Annotated in this window: 19 protein-coding genes; 12 read left to right on the top strand and 7 right to left on the bottom strand. The window is 62.6% G+C overall.

The window, feature by feature from the left end; all coding sequences use genetic code 11:
- Position 1: 1 nt before the first annotated feature.
- Genes FFS45_RS02835 through tssC form a run of 3 tightly spaced genes read right to left on the bottom strand, consistent with a single transcriptional unit; the run spans position 2 to position 3,457 of the window.
- Complete coding sequence (locus FFS45_RS02835; protein WP_137953186.1) at positions 2 to 679, bottom strand: DotU/TssL family secretion system protein; 678 nt, start codon at positions 677 to 679, stop codon at positions 2 to 4.
- Complete coding sequence (gene tssK / locus FFS45_RS02830; protein WP_137953185.1) at positions 676 to 2,022, bottom strand: type VI secretion system baseplate subunit TssK; 1,347 nt, start codon at positions 2,020 to 2,022, stop codon at positions 676 to 678. Before tssK ends, FFS45_RS02835 begins: the two co-directional genes overlap by 4 nt.
- A 43-nt stretch (positions 2,023 to 2,065) precedes the next feature.
- On the bottom strand, positions 2,066 to 3,457 hold the full coding sequence (tssC, locus tag FFS45_RS02825; RefSeq protein ID WP_137953184.1) for a type VI secretion system contractile sheath large subunit: 1,392 nt from the start codon (positions 3,455 to 3,457) through the stop codon (positions 2,066 to 2,068).
- Between the two features lie 269 nt (positions 3,458 to 3,726).
- Here tssC and tssF point away from each other — a divergent pair, with 269 nt between their 5' ends.
- The 11 genes from tssF (at position 3,727) to FFS45_RS02765 (ending at position 18,291) form a co-directional block, all read left to right on the top strand.
- Entirely contained in the window at positions 3,727 to 5,943 is a 2,217-nt protein-coding gene (gene tssF / locus FFS45_RS42210; RefSeq protein WP_249362566.1) for a type VI secretion system baseplate subunit TssF, read from the top strand.
- A gap of 11 nt (positions 5,944 to 5,954) precedes the next feature.
- Positions 5,955 to 7,058: a type VI secretion system baseplate subunit TssG gene (gene tssG, locus FFS45_RS02815; protein ID WP_137953446.1), complete on the top strand. Its 1,104-nt coding sequence runs from the start codon at positions 5,955 to 5,957 to the stop codon at positions 7,056 to 7,058.
- A gap of 32 nt (positions 7,059 to 7,090) precedes the next feature.
- Positions 7,091 to 7,756: a type VI secretion system lipoprotein TssJ gene (gene tssJ / locus FFS45_RS02810; protein WP_137953445.1), complete on the top strand. Its 666-nt coding sequence runs from the start codon at positions 7,091 to 7,093 to the stop codon at positions 7,754 to 7,756.
- Positions 7,757 to 8,302: 546 nt separating this feature from the next.
- A complete protein-coding gene (gene kdpA / locus FFS45_RS02800; protein WP_137953182.1) occupies positions 8,303 to 10,105 on the top strand; it encodes a potassium-transporting ATPase subunit KdpA in 1,803 nt (600 codons plus the stop codon).
- Between the two features lie 110 nt (positions 10,106 to 10,215).
- Positions 10,216 to 12,336 (top strand): potassium-transporting ATPase subunit KdpB, encoded by a 2,121-nt coding sequence (gene kdpB / locus FFS45_RS02795; protein WP_249362605.1) that lies wholly within the window; start codon positions 10,216 to 10,218, stop codon positions 12,334 to 12,336.
- 89 nt (positions 12,337 to 12,425) lie between these two features.
- Positions 12,426 to 13,442 carry a potassium-transporting ATPase subunit C gene (locus FFS45_RS02790; protein ID WP_137953180.1) on the top strand — a complete coding sequence of 339 codons (1,017 nt, stop codon included), beginning with the start codon at positions 12,426 to 12,428 and terminating at the stop codon, positions 13,440 to 13,442.
- Positions 13,443 to 13,522: 80 nt separating this feature from the next.
- Positions 13,523 to 15,607, top strand: coding sequence for a potassium-transporting ATPase subunit KdpB (gene kdpB / locus FFS45_RS02785; RefSeq protein ID WP_249362604.1), 2,085 nt, complete (start codon positions 13,523 to 13,525; stop codon positions 15,605 to 15,607).
- A gap of 63 nt (positions 15,608 to 15,670) precedes the next feature.
- On the top strand, positions 15,671 to 16,372 hold the full coding sequence (locus tag FFS45_RS02780; RefSeq protein WP_137953179.1) for a response regulator: 702 nt from the start codon (positions 15,671 to 15,673) through the stop codon (positions 16,370 to 16,372).
- Positions 16,373 to 16,621: 249 nt separating this feature from the next.
- A complete protein-coding gene (locus FFS45_RS02775) occupies positions 16,622 to 16,915 on the top strand; it encodes a hypothetical protein (protein WP_137953178.1) in 294 nt (97 codons plus the stop codon).
- A gap of 88 nt (positions 16,916 to 17,003) precedes the next feature.
- Entirely contained in the window at positions 17,004 to 17,219 is a 216-nt protein-coding gene (locus tag FFS45_RS02770; protein ID WP_137953177.1) for a hypothetical protein, read from the top strand.
- A 160-nt stretch (positions 17,220 to 17,379) separates the two neighbouring features.
- Complete coding sequence (locus FFS45_RS02765; protein WP_249362564.1) at positions 17,380 to 18,291, top strand: PTS sugar transporter subunit IIA; 912 nt, start codon at positions 17,380 to 17,382, stop codon at positions 18,289 to 18,291.
- Positions 18,292 to 18,403: 112 nt separating this feature from the next.
- On the opposite strand, the gene FFS45_RS02760 is transcribed toward FFS45_RS02765, so the two are convergent.
- Positions 18,404 to 19,288 (bottom strand): 4-hydroxy-tetrahydrodipicolinate synthase, encoded by an 885-nt coding sequence (locus FFS45_RS02760; RefSeq protein WP_137953176.1) that lies wholly within the window; start codon positions 19,286 to 19,288, stop codon positions 18,404 to 18,406.
- A gap of 2 nt (positions 19,289 to 19,290) precedes the next feature.
- Positions 19,291 to 19,632: a hypothetical protein gene (locus tag FFS45_RS02755; protein ID WP_137953175.1), complete on the bottom strand. Its 342-nt coding sequence runs from the start codon at positions 19,630 to 19,632 to the stop codon at positions 19,291 to 19,293.
- A 248-nt stretch (positions 19,633 to 19,880) separates the two neighbouring features.
- Between FFS45_RS02755 and FFS45_RS02750 the strand changes: the two genes are divergently transcribed.
- On the top strand, positions 19,881 to 20,468 hold the full coding sequence (locus FFS45_RS02750; RefSeq protein WP_249362562.1) for a hypothetical protein: 588 nt from the start codon (positions 19,881 to 19,883) through the stop codon (positions 20,466 to 20,468).
- 48 nt (positions 20,469 to 20,516) lie between these two features.
- Here the strand turns inward: FFS45_RS02750 and FFS45_RS02745 are convergent, their stop codons facing one another.
- Positions 20,517 to 21,449, bottom strand: a complete 933-nt coding sequence (locus tag FFS45_RS02745; RefSeq protein ID WP_137953174.1) for a hypothetical protein — start codon at positions 21,447 to 21,449, stop codon at positions 20,517 to 20,519.
- Positions 21,446 to 22,330, bottom strand: coding sequence for a 2-hydroxy-3-oxopropionate reductase (locus FFS45_RS02740; RefSeq protein ID WP_137953173.1), 885 nt, complete (start codon positions 22,328 to 22,330; stop codon positions 21,446 to 21,448). Before FFS45_RS02740 ends, FFS45_RS02745 begins: the two co-directional genes overlap by 4 nt.
- Between the last annotated feature and the right edge of the window lie 14 nt (positions 22,331 to 22,344).

Raw genomic sequence — 22,344 nt, 5'->3', positions numbered from 1 at the left:
CCTAATGCGCCATGCCGGCGATCGATGAAAGAAGCCACTGGTCGATGGCGAACCAGACAAGTCCCGCAGCGATACAGGCGATGAAAACCCACACCAGCGGCGACACGGGGCGTCGGCGCCAGCGGGACGAGTTCACTACCACAGGGCCCGATTGATCGGGTGTGTTTCTGCCTGTGCCACCACCTGTGGCGCGCGCAAGCCGCTCGTCAATCGCGCGGATGAGTTTTGCGCGCGCCTCGGCCTCGTTCACGGCATAACGGCCCCTGAACCCGAGTCCGAGCACGGCGGCAAAGATATTCAGCAGAGGCAGCACAGGCTTTGCCTCACGCAGCCGCTGACCCATCCGCCTGAGCAGTTCTTCGCCCGCATCATTGCGACCGAACACGCGAACCTGCAGAGGCTCACGTTCCCATGCGCCGCGCGCCTCGGCGTGCAGTCCGTTGAGAGCGGCTTCATCGAGCAAGGCGCATTGTGCATAGAGTGCATCGTCGATCACGTCTGGTGGATGGCCACGCCGCTGCAGTTCGTCGCGCAGGCAGGCGACCTGGGCATCAGAGTCTTTGCGCAGGGTCTCGAGCGAGGGAGTCTGGTCGCTGCGTAGTGCCATGACCGTACGGGCGGTATCGCGCATGGCAACGGGTAGCAGGTCCTGGGCCGGTTGTACTGTGGCGACCTTCATGACGGCAGCACTGCGTAGAGCTCAAGCTCGGCTTCGCTAATCGAGCCGGGCACGTAGATCTGGCAGACGCGCGCGGCAATCATGCGGGCAAAAGCCGGATCCGTGCTGTCTACCGCGAAGTACTGGTTTTCGATGCGCACGGGAATGGCGGCAGGCAGACGCGAAACCGGTCTCAGCGGGATACCGGCCAGTGCGGAATTGACGACCTGTTCGACCTCGTCGGGTGCGCCCATCTTGCACAGCTTCGGCAACAGTTCGAGCAGCGCGTGAGCTGGCATTGTCGCGCGCACTGACAGGTAGTAGTCGACATCCTCGGTAAGACGCTCGTCGTTGATCTGGCCACGCCACATTGAGGGGCGCACGCGTTCAAGCGCGATGGGCACGACCCGCGAAGGGATTACGGCATCGAGCAGTGCGCGGATCAGCGATTCCAGTTCTGCGAACACGGGTTCCGGTGCGTGATGATCGTATGCGGGGATGGCCTGCAGCGTTTCCGTGGTCGAGAAGGTGAGGAGCGATCCGGCCAGACGCGCGAGCAAGGCATAGAGCCGTTCTGGATGCTGGTCGGGCGCCTGGGCGAGCCGCGCCAGTTCCGGCCAGGTGCTGTTGACCGCATGCAGCAGCCAGAAGAGCGCCACGTCGGACACCGCGAAATCCGCGATCTGGTCCGAACGTTCCTTGCGGCGCACCGCAAGACTGGCGCTCTTGGCCGTCAGGATCTCCGAGAGGCGCTGCATGCGCTGCGTGAGCCGAGTGCTGGCCGACAGGAAGAGACAGGGTGGCACAGATGTCTCATCCGGTTCGAAGCGGCCCTGCGGTGTGCGCACAAGGCGCGCAACGGGGCACGTAATGTAGTCGCCCGCCTGTTCGAAATCGAACAGCAGCACCACTAGCTGACGCTCGACGCTGATCTCTTCCTTTCCCTGTCCGTTGATGTCGACGACATGCAGGAATTCGCGGGTCACCCGCCGCGGCCGTGCCGGCTTCTCTCCAGGCTCCACACAGTTGCCGCCCTGCGCATCGACAAGCGCTACGCCGGCAAGCACCGTTACCGCTTCGACATTAGCCGGCACGTCTGCCAGACTGCGCGCACCGGGTAGCCAGTCGGCGGTTTCGCTGTCGATGAACGTGCCGTCACGCAGACGCGCTGTCAGCTTCGTGAGCTGCAGCCGGCCGACGGCGAGCGCCTGCGTATCCAGTGCGACACCGACTACTCCCCAGGCGTCGGGACTCGCGATACGGGCGATCTGGTCATTGGCAAACTGCTCCCAGAGCGCCTGCTGCTGGAAGTGCTGCGGCGTCATGAAAATGCCGCGCGCCCACAGGGGTTTCGTTATCTGCATCGTTGATAGTGGTCGTGATTCACGTAGGAAGAGACAGTGGGGTTCAACGCTTTGCCTTCGGCATCCGGGAGATGAGCGACAGACTCACGTCCATGCCTTCGATCTGGAAGTGCGGAACAATGAAGAGTGCGATGCGGAAGAAGCCTGGGTTGTCTTCAATGTCTTCCACCACGACTCTGGCTTCACGCAGCGGGTGTGAGGTCTGCAAGTCGTCACCCGGTTTGGTCATGACCGTGACGAGCGAGCGGACCCAGGTGTTCAGTTCCAGCTCGAGCAGCCTGCGATCCTTGGTGGTGCCGATATTCTCGCGCTGGATCAGCTTCAGATAGTGCGCAATGCGCGAGAGCAGGAAGATGTACGGCAGACGCGCGTTGATGCGGCTGTTGGCTGCTGCGTCGCGCGTGTCGTACAGGGCCGGCCTCTGCGTCGAATGCGCAGAATAGAAGCACGCGTAGTCGTGATTGCTGGTGTATGAAAGCGCGATGAGGCCTTGCCCGGCGAATTCGAATTCACGGGTTTCGGGAATCAGCGCGTCGGTCGCGATTTTGCCTAGATGTCCGGTATCGAGATCGTAAAGGTGGACCGGCAGATCGGGTATCAGGCGACCCGCCTGGGGGCCACGGATCTGCAGGCACCAGCCATTGCGCACGAAGCTTTTCACGAGGTTCACGGCGAACGCAAACGCCGCGTTCGCCCACACGAAGGCGCTACTCCCGCCAGCACGGACATCCTCGGTGTAGTTGAACGCGTGTACGGGATTCGTGTCGGGTCCGTATGGCAGGCGCGCGAGAAACCGGGGCAGCGTGAGCCCGACATAGCGAGCGTCCTCTGTTTCACGAAACGCCTTCCATTTCAGATAGGTCGCGCGCTCGAAATGGCTGGACAGATCGCGTATGCCCGCTACTTCCTCCATCGACGTCCTGCCGAAAAAGGCTGGAGAGACCGCGCCGATAAATGGCATGTGCGCCGCGGCCGCTACCTTCGACGGATTGCGCAGCAACGCGATATCGGGCGCGCTGGCATCAAACTCGTAGTTCGCGATCATCGCGGCGAACGGGTATGCGCCTGGCGTGTCGTATTCCTTGATGTACGTCTGAACGAACAGGCCGCTCTGGATCAGCTCGGGCGCATCCTCGAAATCCTGATGCAAGGTTTCCTTCGAGACGTCGAGTACCTCGATACGAACGTTGCGCCGGAAATCCGTCCGGTCAATCAGAAATTGCAGACCACGCCACAGCGATTCGAGGGCCTGGAAAGCAGGGTGGTGAAGGATGGCGTCGATCTGCCTGCCAAGCAGCCGGTCGATGGTGGCGAGATCGTGGTCGAGGCGTGACACATCCATCCTCACCGACGCACTCACATCGGTTTGCACAGGCATGCTGGCTGTTACGGTCTTCAGATTCTGCCGCGTGTTGTTCTCGAAGCTTGCGCTCATCGTTCGGTATCTGATCTTTCCCGGCTTCCTTTGAGCTGTCGTGTATAGCACGCGATTCATCTCGAAAACAGATTGAAATGTGAATGTTTGTTGCAGTCAGAATAAAAACAACAAACGTTACCTGTCGATGTGACCAGTGCTTCACTGGAACATCGAAGGCGCGTATTGTAAGCACCCCAAATATTAATTGACTGCGCAGTCATCTTTCGCGTGTAGCGGTTCAAGTCGTGGTTACGAAGCAGTGCAGATCAGGTGAGGAATAAACAAGAATGGCAAGCCTGTATGACGAAGCGAAAGAGTTGGTATCGAGCCTGACAGCGGTACCCGGCAGGCAGAAGTACTTTCTGGATGTGCCGGCTACAGCCAGCGCGGGGCAGTTGTCGGTCGTGTCGTTTGAAGCCACGGAGAAGATGGGTGAACCCAACGTGGTGCGTATCGTGCTCACGCATCCGGCGCAGCTCCCGCGCACTGACTACCTGAACGTGGATGCTGTTTTCTCGATCGTGCCCGATGACGGAGCCGTGAGAAAATTCTCCGGCTACATCGAACGCTTCTCGACGGTGCAGACCACCAAGGACTACACGAAGTACGAGATCGTCCTCAAGTCGCATTTCGCCCGCCTGCAGGCTGGCGCCAACACCCAGGTCTTCCAGCACCTCACGATCCCGCAGATCCTGCAGAAGATCCTGCGCGCCCACGGCATCCGCGAGCATCAGATGCAGTTCCGGCTGCGCGGCGATTATCCGAAGGTGTTGTGGCGCTTCCAGTACCAGATGACGGACTTCGACTATGTGCACATGCTCATGCAGAAGACAGGCATCTGGAGCTACATCGTGGAGACCGAACACGGCGACATGATCGTCTTTGCCGATGATATCGACCACTACCTCTACGACCCGCGGCTCATCGCGCCGTACCGTGAGGCGGCCGGCCTCGAGTCGGCGGGCATGGAAGCCGTCACGACGCTCAGAACGCACACGCAGATCGTGCCGCAGTCCATCGTGGTTGCGGACTACAATCCTGAGGCTGCCTGGGAGCGCTTTAAAGACCAGGCCAACGTGGCCCCCCAGGATTCCACCACCTACGGCCAGCCGTACATCTACGGCACCGGGCACCTGGACCAGCAGGGTGCGAAGTGGGAGGCGCAGTTGCGCCACGAGGCGGCCATGGCTCGCCAGGTGGTGTACGAAGGCACGAGCACGGTGCTTGCGCTGCAGTGCGCGCGCGTGCTGGAGACGGATGTGGTGCTGCCCGATGCACCTCAGGGGCAGGTGATCACGGAGATCACGCACAGCGGTGCGCGCGACAGGCCCTATACCAACACATATAGGGCCATCCCTGCCGACCGGCGCTTTCGTCTGCAGCTCGAACCTGCCAGGTGGGCAAAAATCGCCGGCACACTGAGCGCACGCGTATGCAGCCCCGACAAGTACACCTATGGCTACCAGCTACTGCTCGAGTACTTCACGTTCCCCGAGAAGTTCATGTTCATCGACCTGCTCGGGCTCGACATACAGGCGATCCCGGCCTCGGCGACCTCGCTCGATGTCGAGGTCGTGCTCGAGCGCCCATATCCTGACGACATGCGCTTTACCGCAGACAATATCCGTCTCTACTGCACGCCGGTGATCAATCTATTCACGGTAGGGGCGGATCCCGTGACGGTCACACAGCACGAGACCGAATACCGGGTGCGCGCGCGGGCCGGGCATGGTTCGCTCATCGACATCTATTCGGTCGACGGCGTGGAGTACTTCGAGCGCGGCCGGCGCTTCGAGTATGTGCCTTTCGCGGCATTCAAACATCGTGGCGGCATGCTGCGCCACGACATGCCAGAGCGCTACTACCATACCCGCATGCGGCGTGGGCCATCCGGACGGTTCGATACCTGGCTCGTGCTCGGTGGCCATGCGTGGGACAAGATGAATACGCTGCCCACCGAAACGCTAACGCTGTGGGTAACCGGCACCAACGGCATGCTGCCGCGCAAGACCCTGCGCGAAGCAGGGATCACGCGCATGCGTGGCGGCTTCACCAACATCGGTGCGGTACGCAACCTCACGGCGCCCACGCTCCCGGTCTATCCGCCCACGGGCGACCGGTACCACTGGCGTGTGCTCTCGCATCTTGCGCCGAACTACCTGTCGCTGCTCGACGCGGAGATGCTGCGCGGCTCGCTCGCGCTCTACGACTGGACGGATGGCGAGCTCAACAGCCGGCGCATCAACGCCATTACTGACGTGCGCCATCGGCCTCTGAGCAAGCTCGTGAAGGGCGGGCTGATGCGCGGTGTGGAAATCATTGTCACGCTTGATGCCGCGCGCTTCGCCGGCGACGGCGATCTCGAACTCTTTGGCAACATGCTCAACCGCTTCATTGGTCTCTACGCGACGCTGAACCTGTACACGAAGCTCGTAATCGTGACCCAGCCGACAGGACGCCGTGTCGAATGGCCTGAAACGAAGGGCGAGGGAGCGCCCTTTTGAACAAACCCACCATGCCCTTGGCGGTACCTGCACATGGTGCGCCATTGTTACCCGCGCTATTCGATCAGGCAACGCGGATGAACTTCATCCGCTTCTGCGAACTGCTCGAACTCGCCGCGCCGGACATGCCATCGCTCGGCACAACGGATTCACCGGCCGCGGAACCGGTCCGGTTTCGCTCGCGCGCACAGCTGGGTTTTCCGGGCCGTGAGATCGATGCGGTCAGGTACGACGTCGATAACCCCGCGCTGGCGCCGTCGGTGGTCACGACGTTTCTGGGGTTCTATGGCGTCGACGCGCGCATGCCCGCGTACTTCGTCGACGAGGTAGCGCAGCATCGCGATGGAGCAGAGCCCCTGGCGGCGTTCCTCGATCTCTTCCATCATCGCATCATCACGCAGTTCTACCGCGTCTCGCACAAGTACCGCTATCCGGTTGGCTTCAAGCGGGATGGCACGGACCCGGTGTCGCGCTATCTGCTCAGTTTTGCCGGATTCGGGTTCAGTACCTCCACGCGCATCGTCACGTCCGATACAGGGCTACCTGTGGCCACACAGGAGAAAAAGTCCTCGACCGCTCGCCAATGGCTCATGGAGGTGGCCGACAAACGCCGGCTGCTGTCGATGCTCGCGCTCGTCATGCAGAAGACGCGCACGGCAGAAGGACTGACAGGCGTGCTTCGGCATGCCGTGCCTGACGCCGCAATCGCGGTTGAGGAGTTCCATCCCGTCTGGCGGGAAGTCGATGAATGTGAGCCTGCGGCGCTCGGCGAACAGTGCCTGCTGGGCCGCGGATTTTACGACCGTGCGAATGTGGTCCGGGTTGTGATCACGCCGGCTTCGCGTGAAACCGTCCTGTCGCTTGTGCCGGGGCAATCCTCGCATCGTGAGGTCATGACGCTGCTGCAGTTCTATCTCGGCTACGAGAGTGAAGCGGATCTGGAGATGCACGTGCGGGCCGATCTCATGCCCGATCCCACGCTCGAGCCATATCAGGCGAATCTGGGTTTTACGGCGCAACTGGAGGCACCGGTGCAGCCGGCAACCGGTGTAGCGATGCGCATCACGCGTGTCCAGCTCGGCCGCTGGAAAGGAGCAGCGGAGGCAAACGGATGAAGAACAGCAAAAGAAGCAAGGGTATTCCCGCTATGAACGCAAAGATCAGGCAATCGGCACGGCGCGCAAGTCTCGCGATTGCAATATTGTCGGCTGTGGCCACGGCCGGATGTGGTGTTGCGCAGGCGGTCGGCGACGGAACCGTGGATGCCGCGAAGTGGGCCTTCACGACCCAGGTCAAGACGATGAACGTCGACCTCAAAGGCCGTACATCGCTCAATGCTGATGCACAGGGTCAATCGCTTTCGACGGTCGTCAGGTTTTACCAGCTCAAGGACGTGAAGACATTTGCGCAATTGAATTATGCACAACTGCAGTCTGACGATCTGAATCTTCTCAAGACGGATCTACTGGCCACGAAAGACGTTGTGCTGCGCCCGGACGCGGGCGCAAGCATCGCCGAGCCAATGAATCCGGATGCACAGGTCGTGGGTGTGGTCGCATTTTTTCGGGAGCCCACGCAGGAACGAACGTGGAAGCTGGTCATCCAGAAGAAGCAGTGGAAGAAAACTGACCCTGTCAAGATCGAGGTCAACGGAAACGAGCTGGTGCTGGTCGGTGCAGATTCGCAGCCCGTCAGGCACGAAGCCCCGCAGCAGGCTGTACCGTCGAGCCCGGCGTCGGCGCCGGCGCCGGCGCCCAATCCGGCGCTCATAAGCAAAGCTGAAGGTCATCCCTCGATAACGCCCTTGCCGTAACCGGAGTGCTTGGCGATTTGCGCTGGCCAACACTCCTTCATTTCACACCAGGCGGCATCAATATTGCACAAGAATCTACAACCGGCGTGTAAACGCCGTGTCAAAAAACGCGTCTGCTACCGGCGCAATGCTGCTAGCCCGTGCCGCCCTGCGCGCCGCGGTGGCCCTAGTGGTTTTCGATTAATCCGGATTTACAACATTTTTATCCGCTCCGCGCTATACCTTTAGCAAACCTGATGAAACAGGTTGCGACACCGTGGCTCCCGCACCGGTGTGGAATGTTGTCGTCCCTGCAAAATGAGGTTCGTCATGAACGTGATGATCTGGCTGCCTGGCCTGTTCCTGCTTGGACTGGGGTGTATGGCGTTGTGCGTCGCGTTTATCGACGCGTGCGACAAGATCTGAGGAGACCATCATGGCCTGGCTTGCTGCCGCGATTTCCGCGTTGACTTTCATTTATCTGTTCGTCGCGCTCGTTCGACCCGAGTGGTTCTGAACCACGCCCGAAACATCCCGTCATCTTTTTCCGCGTAGAAGGGGAAGCCCATGTGGACCCTGCCGCTTCTGATACTGGTCACGGCGATTGTCGTGTCGATCCCACTGAGCCGTTACATGGCGTGGATTCTCGACGGGCGATACCGTGCGCCGCGCGTGCTGCGCTGGTTCGAAACGAAGCTCGATAGCGGCCCGCAAGACTGGAAGCAGTACACGGTGGCGCTGCTCGTCTTCAACGTGGCGCTGTTCGTGTTCGGCTTTGTGGTGCTGTCGCTGCAACCGCTGATGCCGCTCAATCCGCTCGGCCGCGGCATGCTCGCGCCGTCGACGATCTTCAATACGGTCATTTCGTTCATGACCAACACGAACCTGCAGCATTATTCGGGCGACCAGCACTTTTCGAATTTCAGTCAGATCTTTTTCATCCTGCCGAACATGTTCCTGTCGGCAGCGGTCGGCCTGTGCGCACTGACTGCGATTATTCGTGCGCTGCGCGGCGAGCAGCTCGTCGGCAATTTCTTTGTCGATATGTGGCGCGTGGTGGTCTACATGTTCGTGCCGATCGCGCTGATCGTGGGCGCCATCTTCATCCAGCAGGGCATGCCGATGACCTACCAGAGCGATTATCAGGTCACGACGCTCGAACCCGCCGCCATGGGTACGGCCGACAACGGCCAGCCGAAGCAGCAGACATTGATCGTCGGTCCGGTTGCGGCCGTGATTCCGATCAAGATGCTCGGCACCAACGGCGGTGGCTTCTATGGCATGAACTCGGCGCATCCGTACGAAAACCCGAGCGCCGGTTCGAACTTCGTCACGACCCTTGCGATGATGATTTTCCCGTTTTCGCTGGTGCTGATGTACGGCCGCATGCTGGGACGTCTCAGGCATTCGATCGTGATCTACGGCGTGATGCTGTCGATGATGATCGGACTCATTGTCTGGGCGGTCTGCTTCGACACCTTGCAGCCGAACCCGGCGTTGACCGCACACCCGGTCGCGCGCACCTATCAGCTGGCCGGCACGAATCATTCGCTGACGATTCCACCTCTCGCCGCATTGCCGGTTGAGCAGCATCTCGGCAATCTGGAAGGCAAGGAGTTGCGCTTCGGCACCTCGGCGGGCGCGACGTTCGCGGCCATTACGACAGACGTGACGTGCGGCGCGGTGAATGCCGAGCACGATAGCCTCAACCCGTTGGCGGGCCTGTCGCCGCTGATCGGCATGTGGCTCAACTGTGTGTTCGGCGGCAAGGGCGTGGGCATGATCAACCTGCTGCTGTTCCTGATCGTCGGTGTGTTCCTCGCGGGGCAGATGGTCGGCCGCACACCGGAGTATCTGGGCCGCAAGGTCGGTGCGCGCGAAATGAAGCTGGCAATGATTGCGCTGCTGGTGCATCCGATCCTGGTGCTCGGTCCAACTGGCTTGTTCTCCGCGACCGACTGGGGCACCAAGGCCGAGGCCAACCCCGGCGCGCATGGTTTCAGTGAGATCGTGTATCAGTTCTCGTCGGCTTCGGCCAACAACGGCTCGGCATTCGACGGTCTGGGCACGACCTATGGCTTGAACAGCAACCCGAGCCCGGCGCCAACGGCCGTGCAATGGGACACGGCAACCGGCCTCGTGATGCTGTTCTCGCGCTATTTGCCGATCATCGCGCCGATCGCCATGGCAGCCTATCTCGGCCGCAAGAAGATCGCGCCCGCGACGCTTGGGACCATGCGCGACAACACGGTGACCTTCGGCTTTCTGCTGCTCGGCACGATCCTGATCGTGGGGGCGCTGCTGTTCCTGCCGGTCGCCGCGCTCGGTCCGTTTGCGGAGCATCTTGGGCCCATTCCATTCGGTGGATGACGCCGCCCATCTGTTGAAAGAACGCTAACACCCAGGCATGACTGCAGTCATTGGATCGAGGAGCATCCATCATGGAAACAGTAAAAGTCGCGCACGGTCCGGCGCCCGGCATGACCGCAGGCCCGCGTCCGCCGCACAAGTCGCAGACCGAAAGCCTGTTCACGTCGCCGCTGGTACGCGCCGCGCTGCGACAGTCGCTGGTGTCGTTGCGCCCCGACATCCAGTGGAAGAACCCGGTGATGTTCGTGGTCGAGATCGGCGCGGTGCTCACGCTCGTGTTCATCATCCAGATGGCGCTGGGTGCGGCGCATAGCCAGGCGCCGCTCACATACTTCATTGCGCTCGACGCATGGCTGTTCCTGACGGTGGTGTTCGCCAACTTTGCGACGGCGATTGCGGAAGAGCGCGGCAAGGCGCAGGCCGATGCGCTCAAGCGCGCGCGGCGCGACACCGTTGCGTATCGTCTGCGTGCGGATGGGGCGCGCGAAACCGTTTCGTCGATCAAGCTCAAACGCGGCGATCTGGTGCTGGTGCGCGCCGGTGAAGTGATTCCGAGCGACGGCGAAATCATCGACGGCACCGCCTCGGTGGACGAATCCGCCATCACGGGCGAATCCGCTCCGGTGATCCGCGATGCAGGCGGCGACCGTTCGGGCGTCACGGGCGGCACCACGGTGCTCTCCGACGAGATCACGGTGCGCGTGTCGGCGGAAGCGGGCGAGACCTTTCTCGATCGCATGATTGCGCTCGTGGAAGGCGCAGTGCGGCAGCGCACGCCCAATGAGATCGCGCTGACGCTGGTGCTGTCGGCATTTACGCTGATCTTCCTGATCGTCGTGGTGCCGCTGTGGCCAATGGCCTTCAACGCCGAGCAGTACATGACCAGCTACCTGGGCTTGTCCGATCCCCTGCACAGTCTCGGCACCGATGTGCCTACGCTGGTCGCGCTGCTGGTCTGTCTGATCCCGACCACCATCGGCGCGTTGCTGGCAGCCATCGGCATTGCGGGGATGGACCGCGCGCTGCGCGCCAACATCATCGCCAAAAGCGGCAAGGCGGTTGAAGTCGCGGGCGATATCGACACCGTGGTGCTCGACAAGACCGGCACCATCACCATTGGCAATCGTCGTGCAACTGCGTTTCTGCCGGTGGGTAAGTATGACGAGAACGAACTGAAGCGCCTCGCCGCGCTGGCGTCGTTCGGCGATCAGACGCCGGAAGGCAAGAGCATCGTCGCCGTGGTCCTGCCGCTTGCGCAGTATGCGGCCGGGCACAACGTGCCTCACGATGCAAAAGTGATTCCGTTTAGCGCGCAAAACCGCATGAGCGGCATCGATATGCCCGATGGGCGGTCGGTCCGCAAGGGGGCGCCCGACGCCGTGATCGCCTATGTGCAGCAACAGGGCGGCGAAGTGCCGTATGGACTGGAACCGCTTCTCAAGCAAACCGGCGAACAGGGCGCGACGCCCCTGGTGGTGGCAAGCGGCAACGAAATCGTCGGCGTGGTGGTGCTCGAAGACATCCTGAAGCCCGGCATTCGCGAACGGATCCAGCATCTGCGCAAGATGGGCTTGTATACGGTGATGATCACCGGCGACAACGCGCTGACGGCGGCCACCCTGGCGCGTCTCGCGGGTGTCGATCACTTCATTGCCGAAGCAACGCCCGAAGCGAAACTGACCTATCTGCGCAAGGAGCAGGCCGAAGGCAAGCTGGTCGCGATGATGGGCGACGGCACCAACGACGCGCCAGCGCTCGCGCAGGCCGACGTCGGGCTCGCCATGAACTCCGGCACGCAGGCGGCCAAGGAAGCCGGCAACATGGTCGATCTGGACAGCGACCCGACCAAGCTGATCGAAGTGATCGAAATCGGCAAGCAGTTGCTGATGACGCGCGGCGCGCTGACCACCTTCTCGATTGCCAACGACGTGGCCAAGTACTTTGCGATCGTTCCCGCGCTGTTTGCCGGCACCTTGCCGTGGCTCGCCGCGATGGACGTGATGCATCTGCATTCGCCGACCTCCGCGATCCTCTCGGCGGTGATCTTCAACGCGATCATCATTCCGCTGCTGATTCCGATTGCGCTGAAAGGTGTCAAGTACCGGGCGCTGGGCGCCGACGCGCTGCTGCGGCGCAATCTGCTGGTGTGGGGGCTTGGCGGAGTGATCGTGCCGTTCGCGGGGATCAAGCTGATCGACCTGTTCATGGTCGGCCTGCATCTGGTGGCTTGATGGGTTGCGGGGTTTCAGGGTTTGCATGGGCGGCTGCATGAGCGGTCGTCGAACAGGTTACATAAGCGTCGCGCATGAAGGAGAAAACCATGTTGCGCCATCTGTCCAAAAGTATCTGGCTGCTCGGGCTTGTCACTGTGCTCGTCTGCGGTGTCTATCCCGGGATTCTGTGGGTGATCGGCCAGACCGCGTTTCCGTTCCAGGCGAACGGCAGTATCGTCAATGGACCTGACGGCAAGCCGGTCGGCTCGTTGCTGATCGCGCAGCCATTCACCAAGGACGAATATTTCCAGTCGCGTCCCTCGGCCGTATCGTATGACGGTTCGGCTTCGGGATCGTCCACGCTCGCCGCCACCAACTATGCGCTGCGTGACCGCGTAGCGCGCACGCTGGGGCCAATTGCGCAATACGCGAACGGCCCGAAAGCGGGGCAACTGGTGGCGCCCGATGTGGAAGCCTGGTTCCAGGCCGATCACGCGGGCGGCCAGCCGCATATCGTCGCGCAATGGGCCGATGCGCACAACTCGCTCGCCCAGGCATGGGTCAATGCGGACCCGTCGCATGGCAAGTACGTCGACGACTGGGCGAAACAGCACCCGGCCGCGGTGAAGCAATGGATTGCCGCGAACCCCGGCACACCGCAGCCAAAAGCCGCGGATCTTGCCGTACCGTTCTTCGAGTCGTTCTCGAATGAACATCCGGGGCAGTTTCCGTCGAGCGTCACCCAGACGGGCAGTGACGGCAAGAGCGTGACGTCGATCCAGCCGGTGAAGACCGGCGCGGATATCCAGTCGATGTTCTTCGATATGTGGCGCGGGGATCATCCGGATGTGGCCTTGCAGAACGTGCCGGGCGACTTCGTGACGACCTCCGGCTCCGGCCTCGACCCCGACATCACGCTCGCCAACGCGAACTATCAACTGGATCGTGTCGCGGGCGCGTGGGCCAAGGACACGAAGCGCGATCCGGCCGCGGTGCGCGCCGATATCAGTGCGATTCTGGCGCAGCAGACCCATGCGCCGTTTGGCGGTCTGGTGGGCGAGCCGCTCGTCAATGTACTGGCGGTGAATCTGGAACTGCGCAGGCGTTTCGGGGCTCCGGCATGACCATGCAGACACGGGAGCAAAGCCCGCCTCCGGTTCATCAGCCCGGCAATCTCGGGCAGGCGCGCAGCGCGGCGGGTTCGATGTTCGATCCGGCGATTGTCACGCCGGCGCTCGCCGACGCGTTCCGCAAGCTGACGCCGCGCACGCAGTTGCGCAATCCGGTGATGTTTTGCGTGTATGTGGGCAGCATCCTCACGACGATCCTCTGGGTCGCCGCGCTTAACGGCCAGGCTGAAACCTCTTCGGGCTTCATACTGGCAATCGCATTGTGGTTGTGGTTCACCGTGCTGTTCGCCAACTTCGCGGAAGCGCTGGCCGAAGGGCGTTCGAAGGCGCAAGCGGATTCGCTGCGCAGCGCCAAGCACAACGTGGTGGCCAAGCGCCTGCACGAACCGCATCCGAAAGCGGCCGTGCGCATCATGACGGCCACGGATCTGCGTAAAGGCGATGTGGTGCTGGTGGAAACCGGCGATGTGATTCCGGCTGACGGCGAAGTGATCGAAGGCGTGGCGTCGGTGGACGAGTCGGCCATTACCGGCGAATCCGCGCCGGTGATCCGTGAATCGGGCGGCGACTTTTCATCGGTGACGGGGGGCACGCGCGTGCTGTCGGACTGGATCGTGGTGCGTGTCACGGCCAATCCTGGCGAAGCTTTCCTCGACCGCATGATTGCGATGGTCGAAGGCGCGAAGCGTCAGAAGACGCCCAACGAGATCGCGCTCACCATCCTGCTGGTTGCGCTGACTATCGTGCTGCTGCTTGCCACGGCTACACTGCTGCCGTTCTCCATGTTCGCAGTGGAAGCGGTCAAGGCCGGCCATGTGGTGACGATCACCGCGCTGGTAGCGCTTCTCGTCTGCCTGATTCCGACCACCATTGGCGGCCTGCTGTCTGCCATCGGGGTGGCGGGAATGAGCCGCATGATGCAGGCCAATGTGATTGCGACTTCGGGCCGTGCGGTTGAAGCGGCCGGTGACGTGGACGTTCTGCTGCTCGACAAGACCGGCACGATCACGCTCGGCAACCGTCAGGCGTCGCGTTTCATTCCGGCGCCCGGTGTGACGGAAGAGGCGCTGGCCGATGCCGCGCAACTGTCCTCGCTTGCCGATGAAACGCCGGAGGGGCGCAGTATCGTCGTGCTTGCCAAGCAACGCTTCAACATTCGCCAGCGCGACATGCATGCCTTGCACGCAACGTTTTTGTCGTTCAGCGCGCAATCGCGTATGAGCGGGGTCGACCTGTCCCCCGCGGGAACGTCCTCCGCGGCGCCGGGGCGCGAGATCCGCAAGGGCGCGGCAGACGCGTTGCGCCACTATGTCGAACAGCGCAGCGGCCGCTACCCGGCCGAAGTGGCGAGCGCGGTCATGGAGGTGGCGCGGCGCGGCAGCACGCCGCTCGTTGTGGCGGAAACGCTCGGCGAAACGACGCATGTGCTCGGCGTGATCGAGCTGAAGGACATCGTCAAGGGCGGCATCAAGGAGCGTTTCGCCGAACTGCGCAAGATGGGCATCAAGACCATCATGGTGACGGGCGACAACCACCTCACAGCGGCTACGATTGCAGCAGAGGCAGGGGTGGACGACTTCCTCGCGGAAGCGACCCCGGAAGCCAAGCTGACGACGATCCGCGCGCACCAGGCCGAAGGCAAGCTGGTGGCGATGACCGGCGACGGCACCAACGACGCTCCGGCGCTGGCGCAAGCCGACGTGGCGGTGGCAATGAATACCGGCACGCAGGCGGCGAAGGAGGCCGGCAACATGGTCGACCTCGATTCGAATCCGACCAAGCTGATCGAGATCGTCGAGATCGGCAAGCAGATGCTGATGACGCGCGGCTCGCTCACGACCTTCTCGATCGCCAACGACGTCGCCAAGTACTTCGCGATCATTCCGGCAGCGTTCGCGACCACCTATCCGCAGTTGCGGGTGCTGGATGTGATGCATCTGAGCTCGCCTTCGTCGGCGATTCTATCGGCGGTGATCTTCAACGCGCTGATTATCGTGGCGCTGATTCCGCTGGCCTTGAAGGGCGTTAAATACCGGCCGCTTGGAGCTGCGTCGCTGTTGCGCCGGAATCTGTTGATCTACGGCCTCGGCGGCATCCTGCTGCCGTTCCCGTTCATCAAGCTGATCGATATGGTGCTCACCGCGTTTGCGTGGACCTGAGCGGATGGGGCACAACATCAGGAGTACCGCGCCTCGTGCGATTTCCGGCCGCGGTGTGCATCCATGAGCGAACCGACCGTCACTGTGGTCCTGATCGACGACGACAGGCATATCCGGCGCTTTGTGCGAGCCTCGCTGGAGGCCGAGGGCATGACGGTGTTCGAGGCCGCCACCGGGCTGCAGGGCTTGGCCCACGCCGCCACGCGCCGCCCCGATCTGGTGATAGCCGATCTCAGCTTGCCGGACATGGACGGCACCGAGGTGATCCGCGAGCTGCGGACATGGTCCACGGTGCCGGTGATGGTGCTGTCGGCCCGTAGCCGTGAAGAAGACAAGGTTCGCGCGCTGGACGCCGGCGCCGACGACTATCTGACCAAACCCTTCGGCTTGCCTGAACTGACGGCCCGGATCCGCGCCCATCTGCGCCGTCAGGCGCGGGGCGGCCGCGCGGGGATGACGCAGATCCGCTTCGGCGCCGTCACGCTCGATCTCGGGCAGAGACGGGTGGTGCGCGGCAGCGAGACGGTTCATCTGAGTCCGATTGAATACCGGCTGCTATCCGCCCTGGCAAGGCACCCGGGCCAGGTGCTCACTCACCACCAGCTCTTTCAGGAAGTGTGGGGCCCGGCGCGCGCCGACAACTACCACTACCTGCGCATCTACATGGGGCATCTGCGCCAGAAGCTCGAATGCGATCCGGCCCAGCCCGAACACATCGTCACTGAGAGCGGCGTTGGTTACCGGCTGATCGGCGTCGAGGACTAATGGCACCGACATTCCCCGAATCACGCGTGAGCAACGCGCTCATGGCGCGGCGTGCGTCATTACACATTCTTTGCACAGATACCGTCCGGTTTTTCAGGTTCTTGACGAGGCATGTGCTGAAATAGAAGCATCATGATGGATTCGCTAAAGAATTCGGATTGCCAGGTAAAGCGTCACGTTGCGCTGAAATCCGGATGAAACGCTCTGGCCGCATTGCAGCGCGACAGCAAACAGAAAAAGAGGCTAACCATGACCAATGACGAGATCAAGGCGCTGATCGTGGAGATCCGGCGCTATGCGGAAAACCGCCGCGCCGATGTGGCGCGCGGGGCGGAAACGCCGGCGCTTGCGGCGCTGATGGTCGAGAAATTCGGCGAGGGTATTGCGAGAGCCACCCAGCTACTCGGCGTGGATGGGGTGAGCGAACTCGGACGCGAAATCGACCGCCTGGTGCGCGAAGTCGATCCGCATTATCCGACCCATTTGCAGTACCGCTTTGAAGCCCGGCCGGCAGGATTGGCGATCAACGGCTCGGCGCACTAGACACGCTGCACGCACCTGACGTGCTGAGCGTAATGAAGAAACGGCGCGCCGCCGCACGGTGCTCCGCTTAAAAAGTATGAGGAATATCATGGCATTCAAACAAACCAAGGGAAACATGACCGTGGAGGCCTGCGTGTTTCCCGCTCCGGGTCAGATGTTCAAAGGTGCGCTCCGCGTGACCACCCAACGCCACGACAAGACGCTCGAGCAAATCACTGGACGCGGCTGCGGCCGGCCGATGCGCAGTGCCGATGCCGCGCTGGAGCTGGCGGAACTCGAAGCCCGGCGCATTCTCGGCCTCTGAGACAGGCGGCATGGAATTTCGACCGCTTTTCCGGTCGCGTTTGCTCGAGCTGAGCGCGACGGGAAAAGCGGTTGGCACATGCCGAAACAGCGAATATTTTTACGCGAGCTTGACGCCGATTCGTGTAGCCTGACATCAAGTAAACGAAGCGAGGGGCGACATGACGCACCCAATGACCAGCCTGCGCGCTCTGCTCGGAGCGGGCAAGAGCGCAGTCCGCTCCCGGCCGCATGCCGCGCCGGGCCGTAATGTGATGATGCACGTCACGCTCGACGCGCAACACGCCACCCCGTTGCGCCAGGCGCTGACACGCGACTGCGGCGACCAGCCGTGGACCATACGGGTCGCGCCGCTGCCCGGAACCGGCCGCGTGAAGCTTTCGCTCTATCTGCCGAGGACTGCCGTTGACGGAGCGATGCGGCGGGTCGCTCATCTGGCGCCCACTGCCGAACTGGGGCAGCTCTTTGAAGTTCCCGATACACCCACCGACTCGTGGCGTGGCCTGATGCGCGCCGACGCGGCACCGCGCGTCAGCGCCGGCAATGCGGTTCACCTGGCCGCTGCGGCGGACCGGATCGACGCAATCGCGGAGCTGGATGAAGACAGCGTCGCCGGCAGCGCGATAGGGCGGTTGATCTCGCCGGAGCATGTGCTGCTCGGACTGGAGGTCGCGAACCGCCAGGATCTGTTTGTTGCGCTGGGCCGTTTCTTCGAACAGCATTACGCCTTGCCGGCCGCCGCCGTGACCGCAGGCCTCGAGGCCCGCGAGGCGATGGGCTCGACCGGGCTCGGCCAGGGCGTCGCCGTGCCGCATGGTCAGATCAAGGGGCTGCGGCACGCGATGGTGCTGTATGTGCGCCCGGCTACGCCGATTGCCTTCGATGCACCGGACGGCAAACCGGTTAGCGATATCGTCGCGCTGCTGGTGCCGAAGTGGGCGAATTCGACGCATCTGCGTTTGCTCGCGGATGTGGCCGAGCGCTTTTGCGACCACCACTTCCGTGAACAACTGCACGCCTGTGACGATGAGGTAGGCGTTTGCCAGCTTTTCGTCGATTACGTTGCGGCTTGAGCGAGGGTGGGGTAACGGTCTGTGCAGGGGAGGTAGCGCGCGGTGCAGGCCGCGCGCTTGAGGCTCATTGGTTTGGCGTGACGCTGGTGACTAATGGTGATCGCTGGTGACGTTAGTGCGCCGCCACAGCATATTCCGCGCGCAAGTCCTGCAACACCTCACGGGCTTCAGCGAGGCGGGCCACCAGATCTGCTGGAGCACGGCTGATCGGCATGCGGGTTTCGTCCGTCATCGGATGATCGAAAGCCAGCATGGCCTTGATCGCAGACGGATTGGGGGCGGCGAACAGCAGCCTGATCAACGGCTGCAAGCGGGCGAATAGCGTTTGAGCTTCCTCGGCACGCTGGGTCTCGGCGAGCGCCTGCACTTCGATCAGCAGATCCGCACAGACATGGGCGCTGGCCAGAATGCCGCCCGCTCCGCCCTGGCGTATGCAATCAAGAAAGGCATCGTCGGTACCGCACAGCAGGCTGACCGGCACGCTGCGCAGCTTGTCGAAGTTGTCCTTCACGCATTCCTTGATCGCGACCACGTTGTCCAGTTCGGTCAGGCGCGCCACCGTGTCCGGTGCGATAGCCACGCCGGTTCGGTGCGGCACGTTGTACAGCACGATCGAGCGGTCGGTTGCGGCCGCAATCTGTTCGAAGTGCCATTGCACGCCGGCCTGGTCCGGGCACATGTAGGAAGGCGGCGAGACCAGATAGCCGCTGCAGTCCCAATGCTCGTAACGGCGCAACTCGCGGATCACCTCGCGGGTATCCGGTCCGCCCACGCCGACCAGCACCGGCAGGCTGCTGCCGACCACATCGGTGATGGCCTGCAGCACCGTGACCCGCTCGGTTTCCGACAACAGCGCAGCTTCGCCGGTCGTGCCCAGCGCAACCAGGCCGCTGATCTCGGTGCGTGAATAGTAATTTGCCAGATGCTGCAGCGCGTCGATATCGACTTCGCCGTTACGCATCGGCGTAACGAGCGGCAACCAGATGCCTGAATACATGATTAGCGGCTCTCCCGGCTGGAGGGGCGGCGCTTGAGCGCGCCGATCATCGCGTGGGGCAGCGTGTTGATTAACGCGTGCAGGGTGAAGTCGAGGTCGTCAGGGGCGATATCGAGGTCCACCAGAGCCTGGTCGCGCACGACCTCGGTGCTGACCACATAGACACCCAGCGGGGAGTGCAACAGGGCTTTGAGTTGCGAGCGGGCGTCCTGTTCGGACTGGCCGAGCAGCGTCACCGGCAGTTGCACCCGTGGCGAAGGAAAGGGAATGACGTTGTGACGGGTGAGGACCGGCGCACGTTGCGGTCCAGCGTCGAAGACATGAAGTGACTGGGGAAGTGCCATGAGTAGGTTGTGTTACTGCGGTTGTTCAACACAGTAACTAGGGTAGCCCCGTTGATGTAAACACAACGCTAAAATCCACGGCCCCGGCGGAAAAATGCGGTGGTGCCTTGTCTCGCGCGCTGGCTGACGGCGAGATGACGCAAACATGGCGGCGAGCCGTCCGCAATATGAAGTTTTTGCCATGAAGATGCGCAGCTTCAGGAATAGGTGTCAAATGGAGACCTCAATCTGAGAAAGCGAGGTCTGTCATGGATACCCGGAATTCGTTTGCTGCTGCACGGCGCTTGTCTGCCCTGAAGCTTAAGCCTGATTCAGGGAAGACTTCCGCTGGGTCATGGCGTCTGAGCGGCGCCGCTGGTGCAGGCGCGCTCGCTGCGCTATTGCTCGCCGGCTGTGCCCAGAATCCGCTGGCTTACCAGCCCGGCACCAATGCGGCGACGTTGTCCGCCCGTCTTGGGCAGCCATCCGAGGTATACGCGCTCGCCGACGGCGGCAAGCGTTTGATGTGGCCGACCCAGCCGTTCGGCGAGACCACGCTCGCCGCCGACGTCTCCGCCGAAGGCACGATCCAGAGTGTGCGCCAGGTGCTGCAACCCAACGAGTTCGCCAGGGCGCAGGTAGGCACATGGACCGAGCATGATGTGCTGACAAACTTCGGCCGGCCGGAGGAAGCCGTGTATATGCCGCTGAAGAACCAGGAAATCTGGAGCTATCGGTATCAGGAAGGCGGTACGTGGAAGCTGCTCTATAACTTCTACTTCGACCACTCCGGTGTGCTGCGCATGACGCAGAAGTCGCCGGATACGCTCAATCAGAACGGCGACGGGGTGTTTTGAACCGTGCCGCGTGGCGTGGCCGCTCAGCCGCTCAGCCGCTCAGCCGCGCTACCGCGCTTCGATGCGCATCGACAGGGTGAGCGGCTGATTCGGTAGCGCGATGTCGCTCTGAGCGTCGAAGCGTCCAGCCAGGTGGCTGCTCGGCTCGATGCAAAGGTATTGGCCCGCTGGCGGAGCATGCACGACGGTGTAGCGGGCTTCCTCACTGGTTATCCGGATGCGGCGTCCTTCGGCGGCATAGACGAGTTCGTTGTCGCACAGAGCGGTTTCGCAGAACCAGGTCGGCGCTGCGCCTAGGGGGCTGCCGGTGTCCTCGGCCCGGCCCGCTGCCGCTTCGAACCGCAGCGGCGCAGCCAGCGTCTCGCGATGCTCCGGCAGTCCGTGGCTGCGTTCACCGGCTAGCCAGCGCGCGCAAGCTTCGACCCGTGCCTGGACTCCGCCGTACAGCGGGAAATGTGGATGAAAGCCGAGCCCGGCCGGCATCGGCTCAGGCGAACGGTTGACGACAGCGAGCGCAAAATTGACGCCTTCCGGATCGAGCGAGATAGTAAGGAATGCTTCGTAGTACCACGGCCACTCGCTACTGGCGGCTACCTGAAGGGTCATCGTGCAATGACTCGCGGAGGACTGCACCACTGACCACGCCCGCCGCAACCCCCAACCGTGCAGAAAACCCGCCGCTTGCACGTCCGCCACGCGGACTGGCCAGCCCCGCCAGTTGAAAGCGTTGCCGGAGAACCTGTTGGTGAACGGCAGCATGGCAAAGCAGCCGGCGCGTGGCCACCGCGCGGCGTCGAAACCGGCGGTGTGGAGCGGCACGAGGTAGTCGAAGCTTGCGCCGTCGGGCAGATGCCGCAACAGCCGCCCGATCCGCGCGCCCAGCTCAGGGTAGACCAATAGTTCGAGATCGCCGTCCGCGAGCCGCACCGGCGCGCGAGCCGCGTCGACCGGACGGCTCGCGGTGTACAACCCGTACGTCATGCGACCGTATGATTCGCCATGACTTCAAGCGCCTTGACGAGGGCCGAGTGATCGAGCTGGTCCGCGTCGTGTGCGCGACACAGGTTGAACAGTTGCTGGCACAGGGCCGTGCTGGGCAACGCGACACCGAGCGTCTTCGCGCCTTCGAGCGCGAGCCCGAGGTCCTTGCGGTGCAGCTCGATCCGGAAGCCCGGCGCGAAGGTGCGCTTGATCATGCGCTCGCCATGCACTTCGAGAATCCGCGACGACGCGAAACCGCCCATCAGCGCCTCGCGCACCCGCGCCGGGTCCGCCCCGGCTTTGGAGGCGAACAGCAGCGCTTCGCCGACTGCCTCGATGGTCAGCGCCACGATGATCTGGTTCGCCACCTTGCAGGTCTGTCCCGCGCCGGTGTCGCCGACCAGCGTGATGTTCTTGCCCATCAGTTCGAACAGGGGCTTCACCTTGTCGAAGGCGCTTTGCGAACCGCCGGCCATGATCGTCAGCGTCGCTGCCTTGGCGCCCACTTCACCGCCCGAAACCGGCGCGTCTAGATAGTCGCAGCCGAGCGCTGCAATTCTGGCGGCGAACTCCTTGGTGGGCAGCGGCGCGATCGAACTCATGTCGATCACGGTTTTGCCGGCGCTCAGACCTTCCGCCACGCCGTCGCCGCCGAACAGCACGTCTTGCACATCCGGCGTGTCCGGCAGCATCGTAATGATGACGTCGGCCTGTTGCGCAACGTCTTTCGGCGAATGGCAGCGCGTTGCGCCGCCTGCGACGAGCTCTTCGGGCAATGCCCCGCTGCGTTTGTAGGCGAATAGCGTGTGGCCGCCTGCCTGCAGGTTGCGCGCCATCGGCGCGCCCATGATGCCGAGTCCAATAAAGCCGATCTTTGCCATGATGGTTGTCCGTA

Origin of the sequence: Burkholderia sp. 4M9327F10 (assembly GCF_005503145.1) — a bacterium.
Lineage (GTDB): Bacteria > Pseudomonadota > Gammaproteobacteria > Burkholderiales > Burkholderiaceae > Paraburkholderia.
This window is presented reverse-complemented; position numbering and strand designations above follow the sequence as displayed.

Bases quoted from the DNA above. Each gene is read 5' to 3' on its own strand.
- FFS45_RS02835 (WP_137953186.1), bottom strand. From the start codon at position 679: ATGAAGGTCGCCACAGTACAACCGGCCCAGGACCTGCTACCCGTTGCC.
- tssK (WP_137953185.1), bottom strand. From the start codon at position 2,022: ATGCAGATAACGAAACCCCTGTGGGCGCGCGGCATTTTCATGACGCCG.
- tssC (WP_137953184.1), bottom strand. From the start codon at position 3,457: ATGAGCGCAAGCTTCGAGAACAACACGCGGCAGAATCTGAAGACCGTA.
- tssF (WP_249362566.1), top strand. From the start codon at position 3,727: ATGGCAAGCCTGTATGACGAAGCGAAAGAGTTGGTATCGAGCCTGACA.
- tssG (WP_137953446.1), top strand. From the start codon at position 5,955: ATGCCCTTGGCGGTACCTGCACATGGTGCGCCATTGTTACCCGCGCTA.
- tssJ (WP_137953445.1), top strand. From the start codon at position 7,091: ATGAACGCAAAGATCAGGCAATCGGCACGGCGCGCAAGTCTCGCGATT.
- kdpA (WP_137953182.1), top strand. From the start codon at position 8,303: ATGTGGACCCTGCCGCTTCTGATACTGGTCACGGCGATTGTCGTGTCG.
- kdpB (WP_249362605.1), top strand. From the start codon at position 10,216: ATGACCGCAGGCCCGCGTCCGCCGCACAAGTCGCAGACCGAAAGCCTG.
- FFS45_RS02790 (WP_137953180.1), top strand. From the start codon at position 12,426: ATGTTGCGCCATCTGTCCAAAAGTATCTGGCTGCTCGGGCTTGTCACT.
- kdpB (WP_249362604.1), top strand. From the start codon at position 13,523: ATGTTCGATCCGGCGATTGTCACGCCGGCGCTCGCCGACGCGTTCCGC.
- FFS45_RS02780 (WP_137953179.1), top strand. From the start codon at position 15,671: ATGAGCGAACCGACCGTCACTGTGGTCCTGATCGACGACGACAGGCAT.
- FFS45_RS02775 (WP_137953178.1), top strand. From the start codon at position 16,622: ATGACCAATGACGAGATCAAGGCGCTGATCGTGGAGATCCGGCGCTAT.
- FFS45_RS02770 (WP_137953177.1), top strand. From the start codon at position 17,004: ATGGCATTCAAACAAACCAAGGGAAACATGACCGTGGAGGCCTGCGTG.
- FFS45_RS02765 (WP_249362564.1), top strand. From the start codon at position 17,380: ATGACGCACCCAATGACCAGCCTGCGCGCTCTGCTCGGAGCGGGCAAG.
- FFS45_RS02760 (WP_137953176.1), bottom strand. From the start codon at position 19,288: ATGTATTCAGGCATCTGGTTGCCGCTCGTTACGCCGATGCGTAACGGC.
- FFS45_RS02755 (WP_137953175.1), bottom strand. From the start codon at position 19,632: ATGGCACTTCCCCAGTCACTTCATGTCTTCGACGCTGGACCGCAACGT.
- FFS45_RS02750 (WP_249362562.1), top strand. From the start codon at position 19,881: ATGGATACCCGGAATTCGTTTGCTGCTGCACGGCGCTTGTCTGCCCTG.
- FFS45_RS02745 (WP_137953174.1), bottom strand. From the start codon at position 21,449: ATGACGTACGGGTTGTACACCGCGAGCCGTCCGGTCGACGCGGCTCGC.
- FFS45_RS02740 (WP_137953173.1), bottom strand. From the start codon at position 22,330: ATGGCAAAGATCGGCTTTATTGGACTCGGCATCATGGGCGCGCCGATG.